This is a genomic window from Pseudomonas sp. ZY71 (genome assembly GCF_036542145.1).
Lineage (GTDB): Bacteria > Pseudomonadota > Gammaproteobacteria > Pseudomonadales > Pseudomonadaceae > Aquipseudomonas > Aquipseudomonas koreensis_A.
In genome coordinates this window covers 3,232,279-3,255,957 of record NZ_CP144274.1, presented here as the reverse complement: position 1 = coordinate 3,255,957, position 23,679 = coordinate 3,232,279, and the positions used below count along the sequence as shown (strand labels likewise).

The following is a 23,679-nucleotide window of genomic DNA, read 5'->3' as shown; positions in this document are numbered from 1 at the left end:
AGTCAGAGCTTGAATTCCTTGGTCAATTTGTTCAGCGACGCCGCTAACTGCGAGAGCTCCGCCGATGCAACCGCCGTCTGTTTCGATCCTTCTGCGGTTTCACAGGACAAGTCGCGAATGCTGATCAGGCTGCGATCCACTTCACGCGCAACCTGAGCCTGCTCTTCAGCGGCGGTCGCCATCAGCAGGTTTCGTTCATTGATGAGATTCAGTGAGCCAGTAATGTCGGTCAGCACTTCGCCGGCGATATTGGCCATCTCGAGTGTTCTTTCGGCCTGAGAGCGGGTGTGGCTCATGGACGTAACTGCCCTGCTGGTGCCCGACTGAATGGAGCTGACCATGGACTCAATGTCCTCGGTCGATTTCTGCGTACGCTGCGCCAGCCCTCTCACCTCATCTGCAACCACGGCAAAGCCACGGCCCGCCTCCCCCGCCCGCGCCGCTTCGATCGCTGCGTTCAAGGCAAGCAGATTGGTTTGTTCGGCGACTTCTCGGATCACGTCCAGCACGCTGCTGATATCGCTCGCCATCGTAGAAAGCGCCTGCACTTCTGCCGAGGTGCTATGCACGCTGGAAACCATCAGGTTAATTGCCGCAACCGTTTCGCTGACCCGGGTTTTACCGGCGATGGCTGCGGCGCTTGATTCCGACGTCAGTTGCGAGGTCGATGCGGCGTTGTCCGCAACCTGTTCCACCGCTGCACTCATTTGCGTCACGGCCGTGGCGGCCATTTCGATTTCATGGCTCTGACGCTGAGTGATACGCGAGATATCTTCGGTGACGCCGTGCATGACTTCCGAGGTTTCGGCCAACTGCGTGGACGAGTCACGGATCATGATCAGGGCGTCACGCAAACTGGTTTGCATCGCCGCCAGTGACGACAGCATCTGCGCCGCCTCATCGGAACCATCCAGCGCGATGGTTTCGCTCAAATCGTTGGCGGCGATGCATTCCGCAACCCTTAGCGAGCCTGCAATCGGCACCGTCAGGCTGCGCGTGTACAACACTGCCAAGGCCAAGGAAGCACCGATGGCAATGACAATGAACACACTGACGATCAACAGCGTGTGTTCGTAAACATTGTCGGCCTGCTTGCCCGCTTCATAAGCTTCGATCTCGTTGAGAGCAATCAGCTTTTTGAGCGCGACCTGCACGCCGTCCGAGGCGGCACGCATCTGATTCTTTGACAGCGCAATGGCCGCTTCAAGCTGCCCTTTCGCCACGGTTTCAAGGTATTGGTCCTGCGCCTGATCATTGACCTGTTGTGCTTTGGCGAACGTCTCGAAGGCCTCACGCCCGGCGTCAGTTGCCAGCAGATCAATAAGCGCTCGCTGATGATTTTTGATGAGCTGACGCGACTGCTGAATGTCCATCAGAGCCTGAGCCTTGCGCTCAGGGGTTTCGATAGGGTTGCGCAGGCGGGCGTTATTGCCCTTGATTTCGATGAGTTCACGATCCAGTTGTCCGAGCAGCTTGATACTCGGCACGATGGTGGTCTCAACGTACGTTTCTGCTTTGTTGAGTAAATCGACTTGCTGCAAGGCGATCAGTCCGATCGCGATAATCATGAGACAGAACAAGCCAAAACACAGCGCCGAACGCGGCGCGAGATTGAGTTTACGAAGCAGCATGATGCCTTACCTTAGAGTGTATTCAAGACAATGGGGCAAACGAGTGGGCAGCACAGCAGGCGCTGGGCAATAGCACCTCAAAGCACAAGCGGATTACCGCGCGAAGGCGCAACAGCTAGCGGTTTGCACCTGAAGGAAGCGTGGAATCGGATGAGGCCGGCTCCGCCAGTTCCCTGAGCGTCGGGTCGGCCAGCATCAGAAAATCCGCCAATCGCGGCAGATCGATTTTCGAGACCAGACGCATCCAGCGTTGCGGATGCGGGTTGAAGAAGGTCTTCGACCACTGATGATCATCACTGGGGTTGAAAATCAGCAGGTGACGAATCAGCGGGTTTTCCCCAAAAAAATCGAGCGGATCCATCGCCATCTCGTTGAGCAACTCAGCATTGACCACGACCAGGCTGAGCCGTTGGGGGCAGTAATACGTCAGTACTCTCAGGTCACGATAAGTACAGACATTCACTACGCTGAGACAGCCCAGCTTGTTGAACTGTTGTTCAATCGACAGACCTCTACGCACGTCGTTATCGGCGATCAGGATCCGCAAGGATCGACTTCGGTTATTTTCAAGAAACATCGGACACCTTTGGCAGCTCCATTCTTCCTTTCAAGAAAATAACCAAGGGCCAACCTGTCCGATATGAGACTTGTCTCAAAATGACCACGGGGATCGCTGAACGAAAACCACACCTTGATGACAAGCCCGCGCTAGCGGGGCCAGGCCTGGTTCAAAGTCTTTGGAGGGAGGGGGTTTGCAACGGTGGCGAGCGGCGCAATGCCAGAAGCGCGGGACGGTTGTGCACGAACCAGACAATTCTCATTATTAACGCCCCTTGTTGTCAGTAACCTTGAAACAAGAGGCGCAAACTCATTCTTTCTCAGCCCATCAAGGCAGCGTCAGCGTCACGACGTAATTGCCAGTCGTTATCGGGTGGCCCTTGGTGTCCGTGAGCAGCAGGCGCTGATCGTAATATTTTTCCTGCTCGTGGGTATCGGCAATCATCTTTACGAACACTTGCTGGCGCGGCTCACCCCGCCCTGCCGCACTGACGTTGGTCACCGAGAACATCTGACCAGTGCTCGCCTGCGGACAATCAAGCAGCTCGACAGAAGCAGAAGCACGGCTGGCGCCACTCGCCATGCAACTTGCCTCGACGATCTGTCCGCTGAAGCGAATCACTCCGCTGACGGGTGCAGACTGGGCCGCGCTGACGGTGTCAAAACCCAGCAGGCAGAGACAGGCAATCAATAAAGGACGTCGAATGATCATCGCGAAACTCCATGGTTATTAACCAAGGTATCGCCCGTTGCAAAATGATCTTTAGCATCCCCCTTCAATGCAAGGCCAGTCAGCAGAGCCCTGCGCCAATACGGTTACAGCTCGACCCGTTTGATTTTCTTGATCAGATCAGCCTGTGCATGCTCCAGCTTCAACGCGCTGCGATTGATATCCAGTGGATCGATGACCGGCGCTTCGCACTCGGCCTCAAGCTCGTTACACGCCTCGATGACCTGATGCTCGGCGACAATGCGCGCCGCGCCCTTGATCCGATGTGCCAGGTCAGCCAACAACCCGGGATCGCTTTCGGGTATCAGCGAATGCAGTTCCTCCAGATCCTTCTCACAACTCGACAGCGCCTCGCGCAGCAGTTCTTTCATCATGTCGAGATCGCCTCCGGTGAGCTCGTTCAGACGCTCGCGAATCGACCCCAGCTCCTTGATACCCGCCGCAGGCGGGCTTTCCACTGGCTCGGTTTCGACGTTCTTTTCCCAGCCGGCAAGCAGGGTCGACAAGGTGCTGAGGCTGATCGGTTTGAACAGACAGTCATCCATCCCCGCCTCTCGGCATTTCACTTTTTCTTCCGGCTGCGCGTTGGCTGTGAAGCCCAGCACGATACACGGCGCTTCACCACTACCGCGTTCGTCCTGGCGAATGGTGCGGGCCAGTTCATAGCCGTTCATGACCGGCATGTTGCAGTCCGTGATCACAATGTCGAACGGCTCCGAGCGCCACAACGCCAATGCCTGGGCACCATCGGCAGCATCACGCACCGCCTGGCCAAGAAAACTGAGCTGCTGCGTCAGCAACAAACGGTTGGCGCTCTGGTCGTCCACTACCAGAATCCGCAGCGTCGGCACTGGCTTGTCCTGGACAACCGAAACAGGCAGCACCTTGCCGCCGAGCGGACTGAGGATATTGAAGAACAGCGACACTTCCAGGCAGGTGCCTTTGCCCAGCGTACTGGTGATGTTCAGCCGCCCGCCCATCAACTCGCACAACGAACGTGAAATCGCCAATCCCAGACCGGTGCCGCCCCGGTTCGAGGGGCCGTGATTGGCTTGCGAAAACGGCTGGAACAGGTTCTGCAGATCAGCACTGGAAATACCGATGCCGGTGTCTTCGACTTTGAGGTCGACTTGCAAACGTTCGTCAGCAAGGCGTTGGCCGCGAATCGAGACGCTGACATGCCCGGTATCGGTAAACTTGATGGCATTGCCGACCAGGTTCGAGAGCACCTGCTGGAAGCGCATCGGATCAACCAGTACGTCACAGCCGACCGTGGCGTCGATATCGAGCTTCAATACCAGACTCTTCTGCCTGGCCAGGCCGTCGAACACCCGCGCCACGGATTCGACCAGTTCGCGCAGGTTGGCACGTTTCGGCGAAAGACTGACATGCCCAGACTCGATGCGAACCACATCGAGGATATCGCCGATCAGCTCCAGCAGGCCTTTGGCCGAGTCGTAGGCCACTTCAATCGCCGGTCGATCGAAGTGGCCCTGCTCGGCGCGCTTGAGTGTGAGTTCAAGCATGCCGATCACGGCGCTCATCGGCGTACGGATCTCGTGGCTCATGGTCGCCAGGAACGTGGTTTTGGCACGGCTCGACTCATCGGCCAGCTCTTTCGCCGAACGCAACTCTTCGATCAGTTCGCGGCGTTCGCTGATGTCGATCCAGCCGCAGATCACGCCTCTGACTTCCCCCGTTGTGTCGTGATAAGGCTGAATCCAGTGATAAATGATCAGCCGCGTATCACCGACATGCAGTGTGCGATCCACCTCGTAAGGTTCGTCCCGCTCGATGACGCGCAGATAGTCATCGTGAAATTGCAACGCCTCCTGGCGATTGCGCTTGCCGCTTTCGAGCACGGTCTTGCCAATCACGTCCTTTTCCAACAGGCCAAACGTTTGCAGATAATTGTTATTGCAGGTGACAAGCCGACCTTCACGATCGCGTACGTAAATGGGATGCGGTGTGCCGTTGATCAGCGCCCCCATGAACTTCAGTTGATCACCGAGCAAGCGCTCTGCCCGACTGCGCTCGCGGATCTGCCGGCGGATATAGAAATTCCACGCCAGCGATCCGAGGATAATCAAGAAAGCGCCAGCGCTGATCTGGTAGATCAACGTCTTGTAATCGCGCCACGACAAGCCCGAGAACGCAGCAATGGGGCGCCAACGGTTGAGGATCACGTCCAGCTCGTCGGGTGGAATGCTCAGCAGAGCCTTGTTCAGAATGCTGACCAGTTCGGTATCGGCGCGTCGGGCGGCGAAGGCGAGGAAACCTTTGTTCATGCCGACGATGTTGGAGATGCGCAAACTGTCGCTGTAGATGTGAGCGATGTAATAGCGCGCACTGTGCAGCGTGGTAATCATCGCGTCTGCTCGCCCATCCTTCACGTCAGCCAGAGCGCCGAGCACTGTCTCGTTGTCGACAATTTCAATGTCGGGATAATCCTTGAGCAGCTCACGCTCCGCCGAGCTCTCGGGGACGGCGACGCGCTTGCCGCGTAGCTCCTGCAGGCTTGAAGGCGCGCCAGCGTCCTTGGCGGTGACGATCACAAAAGGACTGGCGAGGAACGGGTGGGTGAAACGCATACCGACTTCACGGGAGACGGTTGGCGTCAGCAACGAGATATCGGCGCTGCCATCCAGCAGGCGTGTGCTCAAGCTGGAAAAGCTGTCGGTGCGCTTCACATCGATCTGCAAACCAGTGCGCCGCTGAATCAGTTCCAGCAGATCGGCGCCGATTCCGCCAAAGTTGCCATCGCCATCAAAGAACGCAAATGGCGCCTGATCGTCATTGATCACGAACCGCGCGACCGGGTGCAGCTCAAGCCAGCGTGCTTCGCCGGGTGTCAGGTCAATACGTTTGGGGGTCAGTGCCCCGCCGCCACCGGACCAGCGTTTGGTGATTTCGGCTATCTTGCCCTCTCCCATCGACTCGATGACCGAGTCGATCAGACGCAGCAATTGATCATTACCTCGGCGCAGGGCAAAGCTGAAACCGTTGGTTTGCGTTTTGACGAAAGAGTGCAGGCGCACATAGTTGAAGTAGTTGAGGTTGATCAGATAGTTGCTGGACACCGTGTCGCCCAGAAACAGATCGACTTTGCCAAAGGCCAGCGCAGCCAGTGCCAACTCGTTCGATGGGAAAAGTACGAACTCGGCGTTGGGATACAAGCCATGCAGCTGACTGGATGGCAGGTAATCGTCGGCAACCGCAATACGCAAACCGGCCAGATTGGCCGGCATCGGTCGCCGATCATCGCCGCGCATGAACATTGCCGGCACGTCTTCGACATAAGGCTTGCTGAGCGTAACGAGGCCGTCGATCAACTCGAAACTGTTGGAGCTGCCCAACATGTCGATGTCGCCACGTTCAAGCGCCGCCATGGCATCGCGACGGTCGGGATATGCCTTGACGGTAACTTCGACATGCAGGGCCTGACCGATAATGCAGGCGATGTCGGCGGCAATCCCCTCATAACGCGTACCGCTGGCGGTCATGACATAGGGCGGGAAATCCGGAAGCGCCGATCCCAATACGAGGCTGCGTTTCTGCCGGAGCCAACTCCAGTCTTCATTGCCCAGATCGACCTGCACCTCCTTGCAGTCTGATCGACCGAACACCTGCAGAGTGCGCGGCTCTGCTGCCCACAACGACCCGCTACCGAATACGAAAAGCACACTGACGAGCAAAACACCGCGCAACAGATGAAACATAAGCGAGTTATCCCTGGTTGTCGGCTGTCAGGCTGTGCTGCAACTTGAACAGCTCTGCATCACCACGAATGCCAAGCTTTTTGAAAGCGGCCTGTTTTTGCCCACTGATGGTTTTGCGACTGCGCGAGAACTTCAAAGCGATCTGCGTCACCCCCATGCCCTCGAGACAGCAGCGCAAGACTTCTTTCTCCTTCGGCGACAGCAAAGGATTGCTCAGAAAATCGTCGCTGTGCACCGCGCCGTCATCATTGGCACCAGCAGGCTCATCGACCGACGCAGGCAGCACATCAAGCTCGAAGGCCATTGCCGGCGACAGGTACAACTGGCCGGACGCTGCGCAGCGGATGCCCGTGATCAGGTCATCGACTGGCTGGGACTTGCCGAAGAATCCACTGACGCCCGCTCCGATCGCCATGTTCACCACCGCCGGGCGCTCTTCAGAGGATGAGACGAGGATGCGCATGTCTGGATATTGCTTGCGCAGCAGGCGAATCAGATTAAGCCCGTCCAGCTCGCCATCGTGCAGCTTGTAGTCGAGTATCAGCAGGTCGATGTCGACCTCGCGCAATCCAGCGAGCAACTGCGCGCTGCTCCCGTACACACCCACGACACTGAACTCGGCTTCGCGCGTCAACCGCGATTTCATCGCCAGACGTATGAGCGAGTGATCATCAAGGATGGCAACGCGTAACGGATTCACGACTGACCAATGCATGAGCAGCTCCATGATGAGGAGGGTTGAAGGATCATCAGCACTTGGCAACCGCAGCCGATCCCGGGCATCACCGAAGCTTTCAGGTGCATCTGATTGATTTCTCGGCACATGATGATTGTTTTAAAGACACGACGAAATAGGGCTTTGTCCCAAAAGTCAGACCGCGAGCGCGCATCAAAGGTCGGACGTACCTATTGCGCGGCGCCAGGACGACTTTTGACCCTCGAAGCGCCAATCGACCAGGTGCGCCCAATTCATGGGTCGAGCATAGAAGAAGCCCTGCCCCCACTGGCAACCGAGTCGAGCCAGGTGATGAACCTGGTCTGCGGTTTCAATACCTTCTGCGACCACACGCATGTCCAGCTCGCGCGCCAGGGCCAAGGCACCGTGGATAACCGCACTGTAGCGAGCCTACTGGAAATTCTGCACAAAACCGGCGTCGAGTTTGATTTCGTTGAACGGCATCTGACACAGTCGCTCCAGCGAAGAGTAGCCGACACCGAAATCATCGATCGCCAGGCTGAAGCCGAGCATGCGCAGACGCACCATGTTTTCCATGCTGATCTCGGGCATCTGCAGCAGACCGGTTTCCGTCAGCTCGAATATCAGCCCGGCTGGCGAGGCGCCGTGAATGCGCAACAGCGCCTTGATCCGGTCGACGAGATTCGGGTTGGCCATCTGCGTGACGTCGAGATTGAAGGCGAGCTTGAACGGCTTGCCGTGGGACTGCACGAAACGCTGCAGACTCAGTCCTTGCGTGAGCAGGCTGAAAAACATTTCGTCGAGCAGTCCGCAACGCTCGATCGTTGGCAGAAACATACCCGGTGAAAGCAACCCGCGACTGGGGCTTTGCCAGCGCACCAGCACCTCGGCGCCATCCACCTCACCACTGCGCAGGTGAAACTTGGGCTGGAAGTACGCGCGAAATTCCTGCCGGCGTATCGCTTCGAGCACTTCGTTCTCCGTAGGCTGATCGAGATGACTTTCCGCCAGTTTGGCATCGACCTGGCTGTGCGGCCGATAGCGAGCCAGCAATGGCGCCAGTACATCGACCATCAAGGGCTTGCCGACACTGCCAAGCAATTCCAGGCCCTGCAACGTGACAATTCGATCAACCGTGCGTAACAAGTCCTCAGGCAGTGAACTGCAGATGATCACTGCGCGAATCAATCCGGCCTCTCTCGCCAGGCGCAAAAAGGTCAAACCATCCATCCCGGCCATGCTCAAGTCACACAACGCAACGTCCACGCCCCCTGCCTGAGAAATCACAGCCAGCGCATCTTTGCCATCAGCCGCCTGAAAGATATTTTTGTAACCCAGACTATTAAGCGCGCTGACCGCAGCCGTGCGCTGGAAGGCGTGATCTTCCAATACCAATATACGAAGCGTGTTCACAAACCGGGAACCTCTTTCTATCAGCCATTAATAGCGAAAAGCCTGAATCTTCTTCCAACAGAAAGATCGCTCACAAACTTTGCATTGACTGAGAATTTCTGCCTCCGCGAATACTAATCAGATAGAGCTCGCGCGACTTTGAGAATTGTCTCATTTAGTCCGCCATACAATTGACTGAAAATATAAACACGCACTTCCGATATTGCTGAATAACTCGCACTTGCGACGCTTTAAGACAAATCTCAAAGACCCATCGCCATCACCGACCTAAGATGGCCAGGCATTTCAAATGCAGCACTTCACAATAACTTCGGATATAAACATGAAAAAGTTCGCTTTCGCAGTACTCACTCTTTCCGTACTGGCTGCCTCCACTGGCGCACTGGCTGCAGAAGAAGCCGCTAAAGCTGTCAAGGGCGGCAGCGGTCAGATCAGCTTCACCGGCGTCATCAACAACGATGCCTGCTCGGTAGATGGCGCTTCGGGTAACGACAAGATGATTGCCGTGGACATGGGCAGCGTATCGATCAAAGACATGGGCACCGATTCTGCCCCGGGTGCTGGTCGCGTGGCTGCCAATGATTTCAACCTGAAAGTGAACTGCAACGCCGGCACCAAGGTGTCGATGCTGTTCAAACCAACCGTCAACGGCGGTTCGGGCCTGGTTGATGGCAAGAAAGTTCTCAAGCTGCAAGGTACTGATGCGGCCAAAGGCGTAGGTATCGCGCTGCTGGACAGCAACGGCCAGTTGATCGACCTGAGCTCCGAAGCCACAGCCAAAGTACAGACCAGCCTGACTGGCGACGGCACCACTGGCGGCGACGGCACCCTGTCGTTCGCAGCCGCTTACGTCACCACCGGCGACAAGACCACCGCTACTGCAGGTACCGGTAACGCCACTCTGCCGTTCGTTCTCGAATACGAATAAGCAGCGCGCAATACCTGGACGGGGCCGCTGTGCCTCGTCCTTCCCCACCAGATCAATCGGTGAAAACTATGTTAAGTCGCTATTTTCCGCTGTGTCTGGGGCTTGCCGGGGTGTTGATGACGCACTCGGCATTCGCCAGCATCTCCTTGAGTTCCACCCGGGTCATCTTCGATGGCGCGCACAAAGAGGCAAACGTCACCGTGCGCAACGGCGGGCAAACCATCCTGGCGCAATCGTGGCTGGATGCCGGCGACACGGCTGGCAGCGCGCCGCCATTTGCGGTGACTCCACCGCTGGCCCGACTCGAACCCAATCAACAGCAACTGTTGAGGATTCTGTATGAAGGCCGCGGCATGCCTGCGGACAAAGAGTCGGTGGTGTGGCTGAACGTGCAGGAAATCCCTCAGGCCAGTGCTGCCGATGTCAATACGCTGCAACTGGCGGTACGTCAGCGCATCAAGGTTTTCTTCCGTCCGGATGGACTCACCGGTGACGCCGCGCAAGCGCCGGTGCAACTGGTATGGCAACTGGTCACGCAAGCTGGCAAGTCGGTACTGAAAGTAAAAAATCAAAGCAATTACCACGTATCGCTGGCCGACCTGAAAGTCGCTGCAGGAAAAAAAACCGAACTGGTGATTGATTCGACAATGATCGTTCCGGGCGAAGTCCGTTCATTCAACTTGAAAGAGTTGCCACCTGGATCTCCGCGTCTGACGTTTTCAGCCATTAACGATTACGGCGCACAACAACGATTCGATGCACCACTCAGCGCTACCGAAAGTCATGCCGAACGCTTGAAAGATGCATCCGCCCAATAACTTCCCCGCCCCACCCCGCCAATTCACAAGCTATTTACGAGTTCCGGACTCCGGTTGAAGCAACACGGACTGATAAGGCAAATTGCATGTTCTCCTCCCAACACCACACATCTTCAAGTTGTGTAAAGCATCACGTTGTGCGCCATAAAAGCAAAACGGCGTTGGGCTGCCTGCATCCATTGTGCTTTGCCATCAACATGGCCATTTGTGGCTTCGCCATGGGTGCCGAAGCCCCGGCCGCGGTAGCGGGTGAAGCGTTCAATACCTTGTTTCTTGAAGGTTCATCGGCGGTCGATCTGCAACCCTTGTTGAATGCCAACAGCGTTCTGCCAGGCCGATATCGCGTTGACGTTTTCAGCAACGGCACGCTGGTCGGGCGTCGCGACGTTGATTTCGCGGCCAACCCGCTCAACGGCAAAGTCGAGCCACGTATCACCCTGGAATTGTTACAGCAGCTGGGTGTGGACATGCGCAAACTGCGTGAGCAAGGTCTGGTTGATGAGCAACGGCCTGCCGATCACTACGATCTTGCGTCGATGATCGAGCAAGCCAGTATCAGTTTTGACGCCAACCGCCTGCGCCTCAATATCAGCGTGCCGCAGGTTGCTATGGCACGCGGCATGCGCGGCTATGTTGACCCAGAGCTTTGGGACGATGGCGTGGCCGCCGGATTCATCAACTATCAGTTGAGCAGCACCCGCAGCAAAACCGATTACTCGACGCAAATCTCCAATAATCTGGGGCTGCGCAACGGCATCAACTTCGGTGCCTGGCGTTTGCGCAACGAGTCCAATCTGAGCAGTGCCACCGGCCGGCCCAATCGGTTTGTCAGCAATCGCACGTTCATCCAGCGCGACCTCACGGCGATCAAGGGGCAACTGAGTGCGGGTGAAATCTTTTCCGACTCAGACCTGTTCGACAGCGTGCGCTATCAAGGCGTCAAGGTGGCCTCTGATGAGGGCATGCGCGCAGACAGCGAGCGCGGCTATGCGCCGATCATTCGTGGCGTGGCTGAAACCAATGCGAAGATCGAGGTCCGCCAGGATAACTACATTCTTTACACCACCAACGTGCCGCCGGGGCCGTTCGAGATCAGTGATATCTATCCATCGGGTTCCAATGGCGATCTGGAGATCACCATTGTCGAGGCGGATGGTCGGCGCAAGGTCACCCGGCAGGCGTTCTCCGCCTTGCCGACGATGGTGCGTGAGGGACAGTTGAAGTACAGCCTGTCGAGCGGCAAATTCAACAACAACAGCGAGGGCTACGACAAGCCGGCCTTCCTGGGCGGCACTTTCGCCTACGGTCTGACCAGCAACCTGACAGGCATTGCCGGCATTCAGGCCAGCAATGGTTTCAAGGCGCTTTCCGTCGGTGCGGCGAAGAACACTTCGATTGGCGCGATGTCGCTGGACGTGACGCAATCGTCCAGCAAGGCATTCGGTAAAACGACCCAGGGCAGCAGCGTACGCGCGCTCTATGCAAAGACCTTCACCGGCACCGATACCAGCTTCACCCTCGCCGCCTATCGTTATTCGACCGAGGGTTACCGCACGCTGACCGACCACGTTCAAGACACCAGCACCGGCGCTACACGGCGCGCAGGTAACGCCAAAACCCGTACCGACCTCACGGTCAACCAGACCCTGGGCGAAGCGCGCCAGTACGGCTCGCTGTACTTGAATGCCAGTGATCAGCGCTATTGGGATCGCGGCGGCTCGCGCAGCTTCTCCGCCGGTTACAACAACAATTGGCGCGACCTGAACTACAACATCAGCTTGAGTAAAACCGAGGAATTCGGCACACGCGGCGACACCACTCACGACACCCAACTGAGCGTTTCGATCTCATTCCCGCTCGGATCGACACCTCGCGCACCTCGCGCCTATATTTCCAGCAATCATCAGAACACCGGCACCAGTACGCAAGCCGGGATCAATGGTTATCTGACTGAAGACAGTGATACCTACTATTCCGTACAGACCGGGCGCAGTGTGCAAGGTGATCGCTCCGGCTCACTCAGCCTGAGTACCCGGACAGCGATGGGCGATCTGGGATTGGGCTACAGCCGAGGCAGCGGTTATGAATCACAGAACCTGAGCGCGGCCGGATCGATCGTGGCTCACGCGGGGGGAATCAACATGGGCCAGACCGTCGGCGAAACATTCGCAATGGTGGAAGTGCCTGGTATGTCAGGGGTAGAAGTCAGCAGCTACTCCGGCGTGAAAACCGGCCTCAACGGCTATGCCGTCCTTCCAAACGCACAGCCCTATCGGGTGAATTGGGTGACGCTGGACACACGAAATCTCGGCGGTGACATAGAGCTGGACAACGCCACCCAACAACTCGTACCGAGACGAGGTTCAGTCGTGCTCGCGCGCTTTGAAGGCAGCAAAGGTCGACGGATCCAGTTCGAACTCTACGATGCCGAGGGCAAACCCCTCCCATTCGGAGCCGTACTGATGGACGCCGATGGTAAACAACTGGCGCTTTCCGACCCCACCGGCAAGGCGTTAGCGCTTGTTACCCAAGATCAAGGCATCATCACAATCAAGTGGCAGGGCAAGAGTTGCCCCGCCCCCTACAAGCTTCCAGAAAGGCTAAAGGATTTGAACTATGAGCATTACCGGCTTTCTTGCTCTACCAGCGTAGACACATCGAAATAACACGTTCAATTCTTCAATCTTCAACATCAAGGCTCTGATTTATTCAGAGCCTTGTCGTTTCTGCGCGTCTAGCCATGGCGCATAAAAACAAGACAATTCCTATATCCACACGCAGAAGACTCATTACCATAAAAGGCGTAGTGAGCACTCACGCGCAACCGTGTGAGATCAATAGCCCCACCGCCCTATAGGCGAGAAAGCCAAGAGAATTAGCCATGCCAAAAATCAGTGCAATGAGCGTAACCATCTATAAGAAAAAACCAGAGAACAACCAACACATAAAATCAGATTCGCAAAATCATCTAGCACTTACGAAGAAAACCACAAGCGACGACAAGATTAGAATTGAGTCCAGCGAAGAAGGTGTTAATACGGTCAAACAGCCTATTAGTGCAGTCGAGCTCATAAAAAAACAAATTGCCGAGATACAGCAACAACTTGCAACTCGCAGAGCAGAGCTGGCTAAAACCGAAAGAATGAATATGCCAGAAGAAGAGAAGGCTCAAAGAACAATCGAGATTCAAAATCAGATTTCTGTATGCGCTGGCAACCTCCACGCGCTGCAGGCAACATTGATCCAAATGACACTCAGCGTTGACACACACGCTTGAAATCCCCGCCGATGGCCGCACAGGCACGGACCAGCGCCTCATGGCGCGTCGCAAAGCGACGCGCCGAAGGTATGTGTCCCGAGCCTACCGATCAGCAACTGCCGGGCGGGATGCCTTCCTTGTTAAAATCTTTAAGGCGCTTTTGCTCTTCCTCTGTGGAATGCGCCGGCGTCGATTGATCCGGTACTTCTTCCTCTGGAAATTGTGCTGTTTCTTCAGTCATTGCTTTGCCCTCGTTCTGGTTACTCATTCGGCATCGGCCGAGGGCTGGCAGTTCCAAAACTTCGCACCTTCTCCCTCTCGGCGAGCAAGTGCTCTTAAGTCTCTGGATAGCGCAACCTCACCCCATTCGAGCTTCGTTGCAAAGCTGGTTACGACCAAAAACCCTTGTGCGGCTCAGCCGCCTCCCCCTCCAGCATCGGCCCCAACACACTGACCTTGCGCTGCCCCTTGGCGAACACCTCGCGGCATGGCAGCGAGAACGTCGGGTTCTCCGGATGGTCACCGGTCAATCCCAGTAACGCATGCTCCGACAAGGCATAAACCACCCGCCCGATCCCGGTCCAATACACCGCGCCGGCGCACATGCAGCAAGGTTCGGCGCTGGTGTACAGCGTGCACAGTTCCAGCTCTTGCGGCGACAGCAGTTTTGCCGCTGCGGCGGCCGCCACCAACTCGGCATGCTGAGTCGGATCGCCTTGCGGCGGCATCGAGTTGTTCCCCGCTTCGACAATCACCTTGCCGTTGCGATCCGCCACCAATGCCGCGAACGGATGGCGACCGCGTTGTTTCGATGCCTCGGACAAGGCGATGGTCTGGCGCAGCAAGGTCAGATCAAGCTCGCTGACGCCGGCCGGAATGAGCTGAGTGAATTGATTCATGGGTAACTCCTGGGCAGTGGAAAACAAAAGTCAGTCGGCCAGTTCAGCGCCGATGGTTTCGGTCGATTTTTTATCGTTGTTGAGCAGGATGTTGAGGACAATGGCGGTGATCGCGCCGAGGAAAATCCCGCTGTCGAGTACCAGTTTCAGCGTTGGCCCAACGTGTTCGAACAGCGCCGGAAAGGACATTGGCAGCACTCCGACACTTACCGATACGGCGACGATGATGCCGTTGCGAGTGCCCTCGAATTGCACCCGCGACAGTTCTTGAATGCCCGCCACCGTGGTCATGCCGAACATGACGATCGCACAGCCGCCGAGCACCGGAGTCGGTACCGCGGCGATCAAAGCACCGAGTTTCGGGAACAAACCCATCAGCACCATGATTGACCCGGCGGCGGCCACGACGAAGCGGCTTTTCACGTTTGAGAGCGCAATCAAACCGGTGTTCTGGGTGAAGGCGTTGTAGGGAAAGCTGTTGAACAAGCCGCCGAGCATGGTCGACAACCCATCGGCGCGAAACGCATTGCCGAGGGTTTGTTGCGTAGTCGGTTTGCCGGTCAGTTTGCCGATCGCCAGGCAGTTGCCGGTGGTCTCGGCCATGATCACCAGCATCGCCAGGGTCATGATCAGAATCGGCACCGGCGCGAATTCCGGCGCGCCGAATGCCATCGGCGCGCTCAGCTCAAACCACGCCGCTTCGCTGACCCGATTGAAGTGAGTCATGCCGCAAGCCGCTGCGATCAGACTGCCGACAAACAGCCCAATCAGCACGCTGAGGTTGCCGATGAAGCCCTTGAATTTGGCGTAGATCACCAATGTCACGCTGACCGTGGCCAAACCGAGTAACAGGTTCGCGGGATTGCCGAAATCCGCCGAGTCGGGATTGCCGCCGCCCAGCCAGATCGCCGCCGCCGGCATCAGCGAGATGCCGATAATGGTGATCAGGCTGCCAATCACCACCGGCGGAAAAAACCGCAGCAAGCGGCTGAACACCGGCGCCAACGCAATAGTGATGAAGCCTGCGGCAATCACCGCCCCGAAAATCTGACTGAGGCCGAACTCCTTGCCGATCATGATCATCGGCGCCAGAGCAATGAACGAGCAGCCCTGAATCAGCGGCAGCCGCGCGCCGAATTTCCAGAAACCGAGAGTTTGAATCAGCGTCGCCACGCCAGAGGTCAACAGGTTGGCGTTGATCAGCAACACCACCTGCGCTGAGGTCAGCCCCATCGCACTGCCGAGAATCAGCGGCACGGCCACCGCTCCCGCGTACATCACCAGCACATGCTGCAAGCCAAACGTGAACAACTGTCGCAGTGGCAAAACCTCGTCCACCGGATGAATGCGTTGTGTAGTCATTTCACACGCTCCTGAAGGTGCGGCATCTGTTGAGATCGCGGGCATGCTCAGGGACGCTTGAAAGTCAGATCCGCCCCGGAGATCGTTTGACGCGAGGGCATATTTGAACGTTTATTGCGATGAAACAAATTAGCAACCATCGCTTTTTTCGATGGCACAATCAGGCATTCGTTAGCCGCTCCAAACCTTCATTTTCGACCCGGGAGTTCACCGCTTGCGCTTCTCACTCGATCAACTGTTGATGTTCGTCCAAGTGGTCAAAAGCGGATCGTTTTCCGCCGCCGGGCGCCAACTGGGCAAGACCCAATCGACCATCAGCGCGGCGATTGCCAACCTCGAAACCGACCTTGGCGTCGACCTGTTCGACCGCAGCAACCGCAGCCCTGCCCTCACCGCCAGCGGCCACAAATTGCTGGTGCAGGCCGAAGCCGTGCTCGAACGCTGCATGACCTTCGAAGCCCACGCTGACTGCCTTTCGGACAGCGTCGAAACCAGCCTGACACTGGCGATTGAAACGCCGTACGGGCCGATCATGCCGGTGCTCAAAGCCTTCGAAGCCGCGTTCCCCTTTGTCGACCTGATCATCCGCCATCCGGTTTACGGCGACGTTAGCGAACTGGTCAGCAGCGGCGAAGCGGTACTCGGTGTGGCGTTTTCACAGCCCGGCTACCCCAAGGAACTGGCGTTCCAGCAACTGGGCAAACTGATCATGCTGCACGTCTGCCATCCCGACCATCCGTTGGCGCAACTCGACAACGTCACCTTCGACGACCTGCACGTCCATCGCCGCCTGGCCTTCAGCGCCCACGCGAGCAAACTGCCGAGCAGTGAATACCTGCGCTCGACCCAGTTGTGGCAAGCGGAAAGCTATCTGGCGTTACTGGAAATGGTCCGCGCCGGGCTCGGCTGGGCCACCCTGCCCCGCCAGCTCATTCAGCGTGAATTGGCCAAGGGTGAGCTGGTGGAGCTGCAGCTCTCGGCGTATCCGCATACCGACTGGCAGATTGGTGTCGATCTGCTCTGGGCGCGGCAACGGCCGCTGGGTAAAGCGGAACGGTGGTTGAAGGAGAAATTGCAGGGCAACAAGGTGTATGAGCTGGATCGCAATGGGCAGATCACCACGCTTTGACGTGGGGACAACAAGGCCCGCGAAAGCGGGCCTCGATTGCAGGCGTTGTCACTACGCCAGTTTGACTGTCTCGGTCTGAACCTCGTGCTCAGGGCGGATCTTGAACCAGATCGAATACATCGCCGGCAGGAACACCAGCGTAATGATAGTGCCGACGAACGTGCCGCCAATCAGGGTGTAAGCCAGCGTCCCCCAGAACACCGAGTGTGTCAGGGGAATAAACGCCAGGATGGCCGCCATTGCCGTCAGCAGTACCGGTCGCGCACGTTGCACCGTGGCTTCGACCACAGCGTGGAACGGGTCCAGCCCTTCCAGCGTGTTGTGGTGGATCTGCCCGATCAGAATCAGCGTATTGCGCATCAGGATCCCCGACAGCGCAATCAGCCCGACCAGCGCATTGATGCCAAACGGCTGATTGAAGATCAGCAGCGTCGGCACCACACCAATCAAGCCTAACGGCGATGTAAGGAAAACCATGATCATCGCCGCGATCGAACGCACCTGCACAATGATGATCAGCAACGTCATGGCGATCATGATCGGCAGCAAGGGCAGGATCGCCTTGCCCGCCTTGCCGGATTCCTCGATGGCGCCTGCCTGCTCGATCCGGTAACCGGCAGGCAGTGTCTCGATGATCGGCTGCAACTGCTTGAGGATCACGCTCGAAACATCCGGTGGTTGCAAGCCTTCGGCAATGTCGCCCCGCACGGTGATGGTCGGCGTGCGGTCACGGCGCCGCAGAATCGGATCCTCCATGCGCACATCGACCTCGCCGATCTGCGACAACGGGATGCGTTGCCCTGTTGCGCCGACCAGGGTGAAACCTTTGATTTGTGCCGGGTCGAGCCTGATATTGCCAGCGGCACGCCCGACCACCTGCACAGAACGAATATCCTCGCGGACCGCGGTGATCGGCACTCCGCTCAACAGAAACTGCAGTTGCTGAGCAACCGCATTGGAGGTCAGCCCCACCGCCTGCAGGCGGTCCTGATCGAGACTGAAATGCAAGGTCGGGGTCAGCGGCCCCCAGTCAGTGTTCACCGTTCTCATCATCGGGCTGTCTTGCAGCACGCCGCGAACCTGATCGGCGATATCGCGCAGCTTCGCCGGATCAGGGCCCATCACCCGGTAGGCAACCGGAAACGGCGAATAAGGGCCAAAGACAATTTGCGTAGCCCTGACACGGGCCTCCGGCGCGAGGCCTTCAGCTACCGCTTCGCGCAAGCGCAACTTGAGGGTTTCGCGTGCATCCTGACTCTCTGTCAGCACGACGATTTTGGCAAACGACGGATCGGGTAATTCCGGCGCCATCGCCAGGAAGAAACGCGGCGCACCCTGGCCGATATAGGCCGTGACGATTTTTGCCTCATCCTGCTTGTGCAACTAGGCCTCGACCTTGGCGGCCGTGGCGCTGGTCTGCTCGATCGAAGTCCCATAGGGCATCTGCACCTCGATCATCACCTCGGGACGGTCGGAGGTCGGAAAGAACTGTTTCTTCACCAGCCCCATGCCTGGCACGGCGACGAAGAACAGCGTGACCACCGTGCCTGCCACCAGCCATTTGCGAGCGATCACTGCGGTCAGCAGCTGGCGGAAACGGTTGTAATTCGGCGTGTTGTAGATCGCCGCGTGGCCACCTTCGACCTTCTTGATGTCCGGCAACAACTTCACGCCCAGATACGGGGTGAACGCCACCGCAACGACCCAGGACGCGATCAACGCGATGCCGACGATCCAGAACATGTTGCTGGTGTACTCGCCGGCAGTGGACTGGGCAAACCCGTTCGGCAAGAAACCGATTGCGGTCACCAGCGTACCGGACAGCATCGGCGCCGCCGTATGGCTCCAGGCATACGCGGACGCTTTGATGCGGTCGTAGCCCTCCTCCATTTTCACCACCATCATTTCAATGGCGATGATCGCGTCATCAACCAACAGCCCGAGCGCGAGGATCAATGAGCCGAGGGTGATGCGATCAAAGTTCTTGCCAGTGGCGGCCATCACCACGAACACGATCGCCAGGGTCAACGGCACAGCGGCAGCGACCACCACCCCGACCCGCCAGCCCATGCTGAGAAAGCAAACGAGCATGACCACTAGCAGCGCGACAAAAAACTTGACCATGAACTCTCCGACCGCCGAGTCGATATTGACCGCCTGATCGGTGACTTTGGCGAGGGTCATGCCCAATGGTATTTCCGCATTGATCCGGGCGGTCTCCGCATCCAGCGCCTTGCCCAGATCCAGACCATTCCAGCCCTCGCGCATCACCACACCCAGCAGCAGCGCGTCTTCACCGTTATTGCGCACGACAAAAGTGGCCGGATCTTCGTAACCGCGTTCAACCGTCGCCACATCAGAGAGCTTGAGTGTGCGGCCCTGCACGGATACCGGTGTGTCGCGAATTTTCTGCACCTTGTCGAAAGCGCCGTCGAGACGCAGAAATACCTGTGGCCCGTTGGTTTCGATGGAGCCAGCGGGCGTCAGCACGTTCTGGCTGTTCAGTGCGGCGAAGATGTCCTGCGGCGACAAGCCGAGGGTCGCCAACCGGTCATGGGAAAACGAAACGTAGATGCGCTCGGCTTGCTCACCGATGATGTTGACCTTCTTCACCCCCGGCACATGCAGCAGACGCTGGCGCATGGTTTCCGCATCACGCACCAGCAAGCGCTGCGGCTCGCCTTTGGCTTTCAAGGCGAACAGCGCGAAAGTCACGTCGGAAAACTCATCGTTGACCATCGGCCCGATCACACCGGCCGGCAGCCTGATGGCTTCATCGTCGAGTTTCTTGCGCGCTTGGTAGAACTCTTCCTGCACTTGCGACGGCGGCGTGCTGTCGAGCAACGACACCATCGTGAACGCCAGTCCAGGGCGGGTGTAGGTTTCCGAGCGGTCGTACCACTTGAGTTCTTGCAGGCGCTTTTCAAGGGGTTCGGCGACCTGATCCTGCATCTCTTGCGCCGTCGCGCCGGGCCACGCGGTAATCACGGTCAACTGCTTGACCGTAAACGGTGGATCTTCCGCACGTCCCAACTTAAAGAACGACAACGTCCCTGCAACAGCAATCAGAAAAATCAGGAACACCGTGATTGCCCGCTCACGCACGGCGATGGCCGAAAGGTTAAATCGCCCCTGACTCATGGACGACTCCCGGCAACGCTGGCTTCGCTCTGCTGTGGCAATCGCACCTCTTCGCCATCGCGCAGCAGATGGGCGCCCAACGCCACCACCTGCTCACCGGCAGTGAGGTCGCCGGCGATGCGCGCCGAATCATCGCTCAACCCCAGCACCTGAACCGCTCGCCAGGTCACCTTTGCCGGTGTTCCGGCAATCACCCACACACCGGGGCCTTTGCCCGGGTCGTAAACGGCGGCAATGGGAACTTGTAACGCCTGAGTCTGATTGGCACCCTCGGCAATTCTGAGAGTTACGGTCGCACCGATTGGCGCATTGGCCAGCGGCCCCTCGAGCACATAGCGCGCTTCGAACGTGCGCGTTGTGCGGTCTGCCGAGTCCGAAAGCAGCCGCAGTTTCGCCGTCACCGCCGCAGAATTCACCCCGTAAAGGCTGGCTTGCGCGGTGGAGCCGGCAGCCGGACGCAGGGTTTCGGGCAGATGCACGATGGCTTCGCGCTGACCTGCACGGGCCAGTCGCACCACCGGTTGTCCCGGACTGACGACTTGTCCAGGTTCAGCGAGTGTTTCCACCACCACGCCGTCCGCATCAGCGACCAGCAACGCATAACCCGAGGCATTGCGCGCTACATCGGCTTGCGCTTGCGCGGCATTGAGCTGCGCCTTGGCAGTCTCCGCGGCGGCTCTGTACTGATCGTAGGCTGATGCCGAAATGGCACCAACGCCGACCAGTTTGCGATAGCGAACCTCATCGTCGGCTGTCTGTTTGGCGCTGGCGCGAGCAGCGATGACCGCCGCCTGCTGCGCCCGCGCTTGCAGTCCGAGGTCGATCGGGTCGAGACGCATCAACGGCTGACCCCGCTTGACGACCTCCCCCGTATCAACCAGGCGTTCGAGCACCTTGCCCGATACGCGAAACCCAAGGTCGCCCTGAACGCGCGCCGCGACCACTCCGGTGAAAGAGCGAGCGACATCGGGTGATGCTTGCACCGCAGCGGATCTGACCAGCGGCGCCTGGGTTCGGGGATCTGCAACGCTGGAAGATTCGCCACAGGCGGTCAGGGCAAGAGGCAACAAGCATGCGGCAATGGGGAAAGGTCGGAGCCGGCGCATAGGTTCACCTACTGAGGAATAGGATGATCATCATATTCTCAGTCTTGTGACCAATATCGTCAATAGTCACTATTTGAGAAATGACTGCATCCTGACCATCAGCAATATCGGCCTACGAATCGACTCACATGCCCGACTAAAAACGGTAGCTCACAGAAGTCCCCAGCCCGCTCGCACTGTTCTTGTATCTGGCACTGTAGGCACCTCTCGATGCCGAGGTGTCGTTGACCTCAACGCTCTCCTCCCAAAGGTAGGAATAAGCCAGGTCGATCGTGACATTTTCCACGGGCGTCCAGCCGGCACCGAAGCTGAGCACCTTGCGGTCGCCCGTCGGAATGCGCGGCCCTCGATTGGTGTTGTTGGCCGGTGACTGATCAACCGAGAAACCGGCGCGCAGCACCCATTGGTCATTCAATTGATAGGCTGCACCGATCGCGTGAGCCCAAGTGTCATGCCAGTTCTGCTCTTCGCTGATCGTGCCCAATTGGCCACTCAGCAACGGCGGCAAGCCACTGTTCTCGATCGTCAGTTCCTTGAAGCGGCTCCAGCGCGTCCAGGTACTGCCCAAATAAAGCGTCCAGTCGTTATTGAATTGATGCGTGACCGAAAAGTCCACCGACTCCGGCGTGTCCACGTCCAGCGATGCGTCATAGCTGCGGCCGCTGACGCCCAGCACGCTGAAGATGCCATCGGTGACCTTGGTTTTCGCATCCAAGTGGTAACTGACTTTGGAGTGATAGGTCAGCCCCAGGCGAGTCCGGTCTGTGGCCTGCACCAGCACGCCGGCGTTGAAGCCCAGCGCGGTGTCATCGCCGGTGCTTTTCAGCTTGCCGTCATTACGCCCCGGGCTCAGTGGATTGGGAACCATGCCGGATATCTCGCCGCTGATACGGTTAATGGTCGGACCGAAACCGATCGAGACGTTTTCGTTAAAGGCGTAGCTGATGGTTGGTTGGAAAGTCAGCGTGGTGACTTCGCTCTTGTTGGCGTAATAGCGTCCGGCAAAGCCACTGCCGTAGTCGGTGATCAGCCCGAACGGTACATAAAATCCGACGCCGAATGCCCAGTGGTCATCAATGGGTTTGACGTAATACCCCATCGGTACGGTGGTCGTCGGCACCATGTCGCCATCTTCATTGCCGCCGAACGTACTGCGCGTCCGGCTGATATCTGACTTGGCGAACAGCGTCGCTGCGCCCACGCTGACCTGCTCTCGTTTAAGCCGCGCCATGCCCGCCGGGTTGCCGTAGATCGTACTGGCGTCTTCGGCTGAAGAAGAGCGCCCGGCAAAACCGGAGCCCATCCCGCTGATGCTTTGTTCGTTGAGTGCAAAGCCACCGGCAAACACATTGGAAGACGCAAGCACGAAGGCCAGGCCCACGGGGCTCTTGAGCATTGTTTTTTTCATTATTGGACTCTATGGAAATCACTGGAATAGAACATCGAGCACTACAGCGAAACCATATTATCCATGTGACCGATTCAGTCAATGGTCACATAAGACTAAATTCAATGCCCTCCCGGCACTGATGTGCCGGTGGGCAGGAAACGTAATGAGAGGATGTCGTTTGACTCGAATCGCCTGAAAACCTTGCTCAGCGATGGGTCAAGGCATGAGGCTGCGCAGGATGAGGTTGGTGGTCAGCGTGGGCGCTTGCTCGATCAGATCCAGATTGTGTTGCAGCAGCAGCGGGTTGACGAAAGGTCGCAACGCCAGATTGATCGCCTCGACGGTCTCGTCCAGCGGGGTCTTGCGCTCGAACTCCCCCGCCTCTCGACCATGGCGCACGATGTCGAAGATAAAGGCCTTGATCTGCGCCTCATACACCTGGGCACTGTTCCAGCGCTCCGAAGCGGAAAACGCCGCGATGTCGTAAAGCTTGCGGTCGTTGAAGAACAGATCCACACCCGTAGCGATCACGGTTTTCACCAACCTGCGCAAACGCTCGGTGGCTGAAACCGCTTCGGTATTAATCGCTTGTTCGACTGCCGCAGCAATTTGGCCCAGACAGTTGGAGCAAATGGCCTCGCCAATTGCCTGCTTGGAATCAAAGAATTTATAGATGTACGCCTTGGAAAAACCGATGGCCTTGGCCAGGTCGGAAACCGTGGTTTTACCGTAGCCATATTGGCTGAAGTGCTCGTTGGCCGCGGCGACAATCTGGTCACGAATGTCGTGTTCGGCGGGGCCGCGAGTGCTCGGCGAGGAGGTAGACAGGGATGGCTGATTCATGGGGGCAGCTTACTCACCCTGTCGGTGACTGACAACTCGCCGAGCATTGTTGAACG

At 57.7% G+C, this 23,679-nt stretch carries 16 protein-coding genes and 2 pseudogenes; 5 read left to right on the top strand and 13 right to left on the bottom strand.

The genetic code is table 11. From position 1 onward, the window contains the following. Nucleotides 1–2 precede the first annotated feature (2 nt). The 6 genes and pseudogenes from VY732_RS14420 to VY732_RS14395 all read right to left on the bottom strand — a co-directional run bounded on the left by VY732_RS14420 (nt 3) and on the right by VY732_RS14395 (nt 8,748). Nucleotides 3–1,631: a methyl-accepting chemotaxis protein gene (locus tag VY732_RS14420; protein WP_331695774.1), complete on the bottom strand. Its 1,629-nt coding sequence runs from the start codon at nt 1,629–1,631 to the stop codon at nt 3–5. A 115-nt stretch (nt 1,632–1,746) separates the two neighbouring features. Beyond that, nucleotides 1,747–2,178, bottom strand: coding sequence for a hypothetical protein (locus tag VY732_RS14415; RefSeq protein WP_331695773.1), 432 nt, complete (start codon nt 2,176–2,178; stop codon nt 1,747–1,749). 339 nt (nt 2,179–2,517) lie between these two features. Further along, on the bottom strand, nt 2,518–2,901 hold the full coding sequence (locus VY732_RS14410) for a type 1 fimbrial protein (protein WP_331695772.1): 384 nt from the start codon (nt 2,899–2,901) through the stop codon (nt 2,518–2,520). A gap of 104 nt (nt 2,902–3,005) precedes the next feature. Next, the gene (locus VY732_RS14405) at nt 3,006–6,638 is read right to left on the bottom strand and encodes a transporter substrate-binding domain-containing protein (protein ID WP_331695771.1); all 3,633 of its coding nucleotides are present in this window, start codon (nt 6,636–6,638) and stop codon (nt 3,006–3,008) included. 7 nt (nt 6,639–6,645) lie between these two features. Further along, a complete protein-coding gene (locus VY732_RS14400) occupies nt 6,646–7,353 on the bottom strand; it encodes a response regulator transcription factor (protein ID WP_099759160.1) in 708 nt (235 codons plus the stop codon). Between the two features lie 174 nt (nt 7,354–7,527). Next, nucleotides 7,528–8,748 (bottom strand): annotated as a pseudogene (locus VY732_RS14395) (EAL domain-containing response regulator). Nucleotides 8,749–9,070: 322 nt separating this feature from the next. On the opposite strand from VY732_RS14395, the gene VY732_RS14390 reads away from it, so the two are divergent. The 4 genes from VY732_RS14390 to VY732_RS14375 all read left to right on the top strand — a co-directional run bounded on the left by VY732_RS14390 (nt 9,071) and on the right by VY732_RS14375 (nt 13,771). After that, nucleotides 9,071–9,676, top strand: coding sequence for a fimbrial protein (locus VY732_RS14390; protein WP_077572906.1), 606 nt, complete (start codon nt 9,071–9,073; stop codon nt 9,674–9,676). A gap of 68 nt (nt 9,677–9,744) precedes the next feature. After that, nucleotides 9,745–10,494, top strand: coding sequence for a fimbrial biogenesis chaperone (locus tag VY732_RS14385; protein ID WP_116030287.1), 750 nt, complete (start codon nt 9,745–9,747; stop codon nt 10,492–10,494). Nucleotides 10,495–10,712: 218 nt separating this feature from the next. Continuing rightward, nucleotides 10,713–13,160 (top strand): fimbria/pilus outer membrane usher protein, encoded by a 2,448-nt coding sequence (locus tag VY732_RS14380; RefSeq protein ID WP_331695873.1) that lies wholly within the window; start codon nt 10,713–10,715, stop codon nt 13,158–13,160. Nucleotides 13,161–13,375: 215 nt separating this feature from the next. Continuing rightward, entirely contained in the window at nt 13,376–13,771 is a 396-nt protein-coding gene (locus tag VY732_RS14375) for a hypothetical protein (RefSeq protein WP_077572908.1), read from the top strand. 91 nt (nt 13,772–13,862) lie between these two features. Here the strand turns inward: VY732_RS14375 and VY732_RS14370 are convergent, their stop codons facing one another. The 3 genes from VY732_RS14370 to VY732_RS14360 all read right to left on the bottom strand — a co-directional run bounded on the left by VY732_RS14370 (nt 13,863) and on the right by VY732_RS14360 (nt 16,014). Further along, complete coding sequence (locus VY732_RS14370; RefSeq protein WP_086936038.1) at nt 13,863–13,994, bottom strand: hypothetical protein; 132 nt, start codon at nt 13,992–13,994, stop codon at nt 13,863–13,865. A gap of 148 nt (nt 13,995–14,142) precedes the next feature. Further along, the gene (locus tag VY732_RS14365) at nt 14,143–14,652 is read right to left on the bottom strand and encodes a nucleoside deaminase (protein ID WP_077572909.1); all 510 of its coding nucleotides are present in this window, start codon (nt 14,650–14,652) and stop codon (nt 14,143–14,145) included. A 30-nt stretch (nt 14,653–14,682) separates the two neighbouring features. Then, on the bottom strand, nt 14,683–16,014 hold the full coding sequence (locus tag VY732_RS14360) for a nucleobase:cation symporter-2 family protein (protein WP_077572910.1): 1,332 nt from the start codon (nt 16,012–16,014) through the stop codon (nt 14,683–14,685). Nucleotides 16,015–16,228: 214 nt separating this feature from the next. On the opposite strand from VY732_RS14360, the gene VY732_RS14355 reads away from it, so the two are divergent. Continuing rightward, entirely contained in the window at nt 16,229–17,143 is a 915-nt protein-coding gene (locus VY732_RS14355) for a LysR family transcriptional regulator (RefSeq protein WP_116030286.1), read from the top strand. A gap of 51 nt (nt 17,144–17,194) precedes the next feature. Here the strand turns inward: VY732_RS14355 and VY732_RS14350 are convergent. The 4 genes and pseudogenes from VY732_RS14350 to VY732_RS14335 form a co-directional block, all read right to left on the bottom strand. After that, a pseudogene (locus VY732_RS14350) lies at nt 17,195–20,284 on the bottom strand (efflux RND transporter permease subunit). Beyond that, nucleotides 20,281–21,390 carry an efflux RND transporter periplasmic adaptor subunit gene (locus VY732_RS14345; RefSeq protein ID WP_331695770.1) on the bottom strand — a complete coding sequence of 370 codons (1,110 nt, stop codon included), beginning with the start codon at nt 21,388–21,390 and terminating at the stop codon, nt 20,281–20,283. Before VY732_RS14345 ends, VY732_RS14350 begins: the two are co-directional and overlap by 4 nt. Before the next feature lie 136 nt (nt 21,391–21,526). Then, entirely contained in the window at nt 21,527–22,798 is a 1,272-nt protein-coding gene (locus tag VY732_RS14340) for an OmpP1/FadL family transporter (protein WP_331695769.1), read from the bottom strand. A gap of 198 nt (nt 22,799–22,996) precedes the next feature. Beyond that, nucleotides 22,997–23,623: a TetR/AcrR family transcriptional regulator gene (locus tag VY732_RS14335; RefSeq protein WP_331695768.1), complete on the bottom strand. Its 627-nt coding sequence runs from the start codon at nt 23,621–23,623 to the stop codon at nt 22,997–22,999. Nucleotides 23,624–23,679 lie beyond the last annotated feature (56 nt).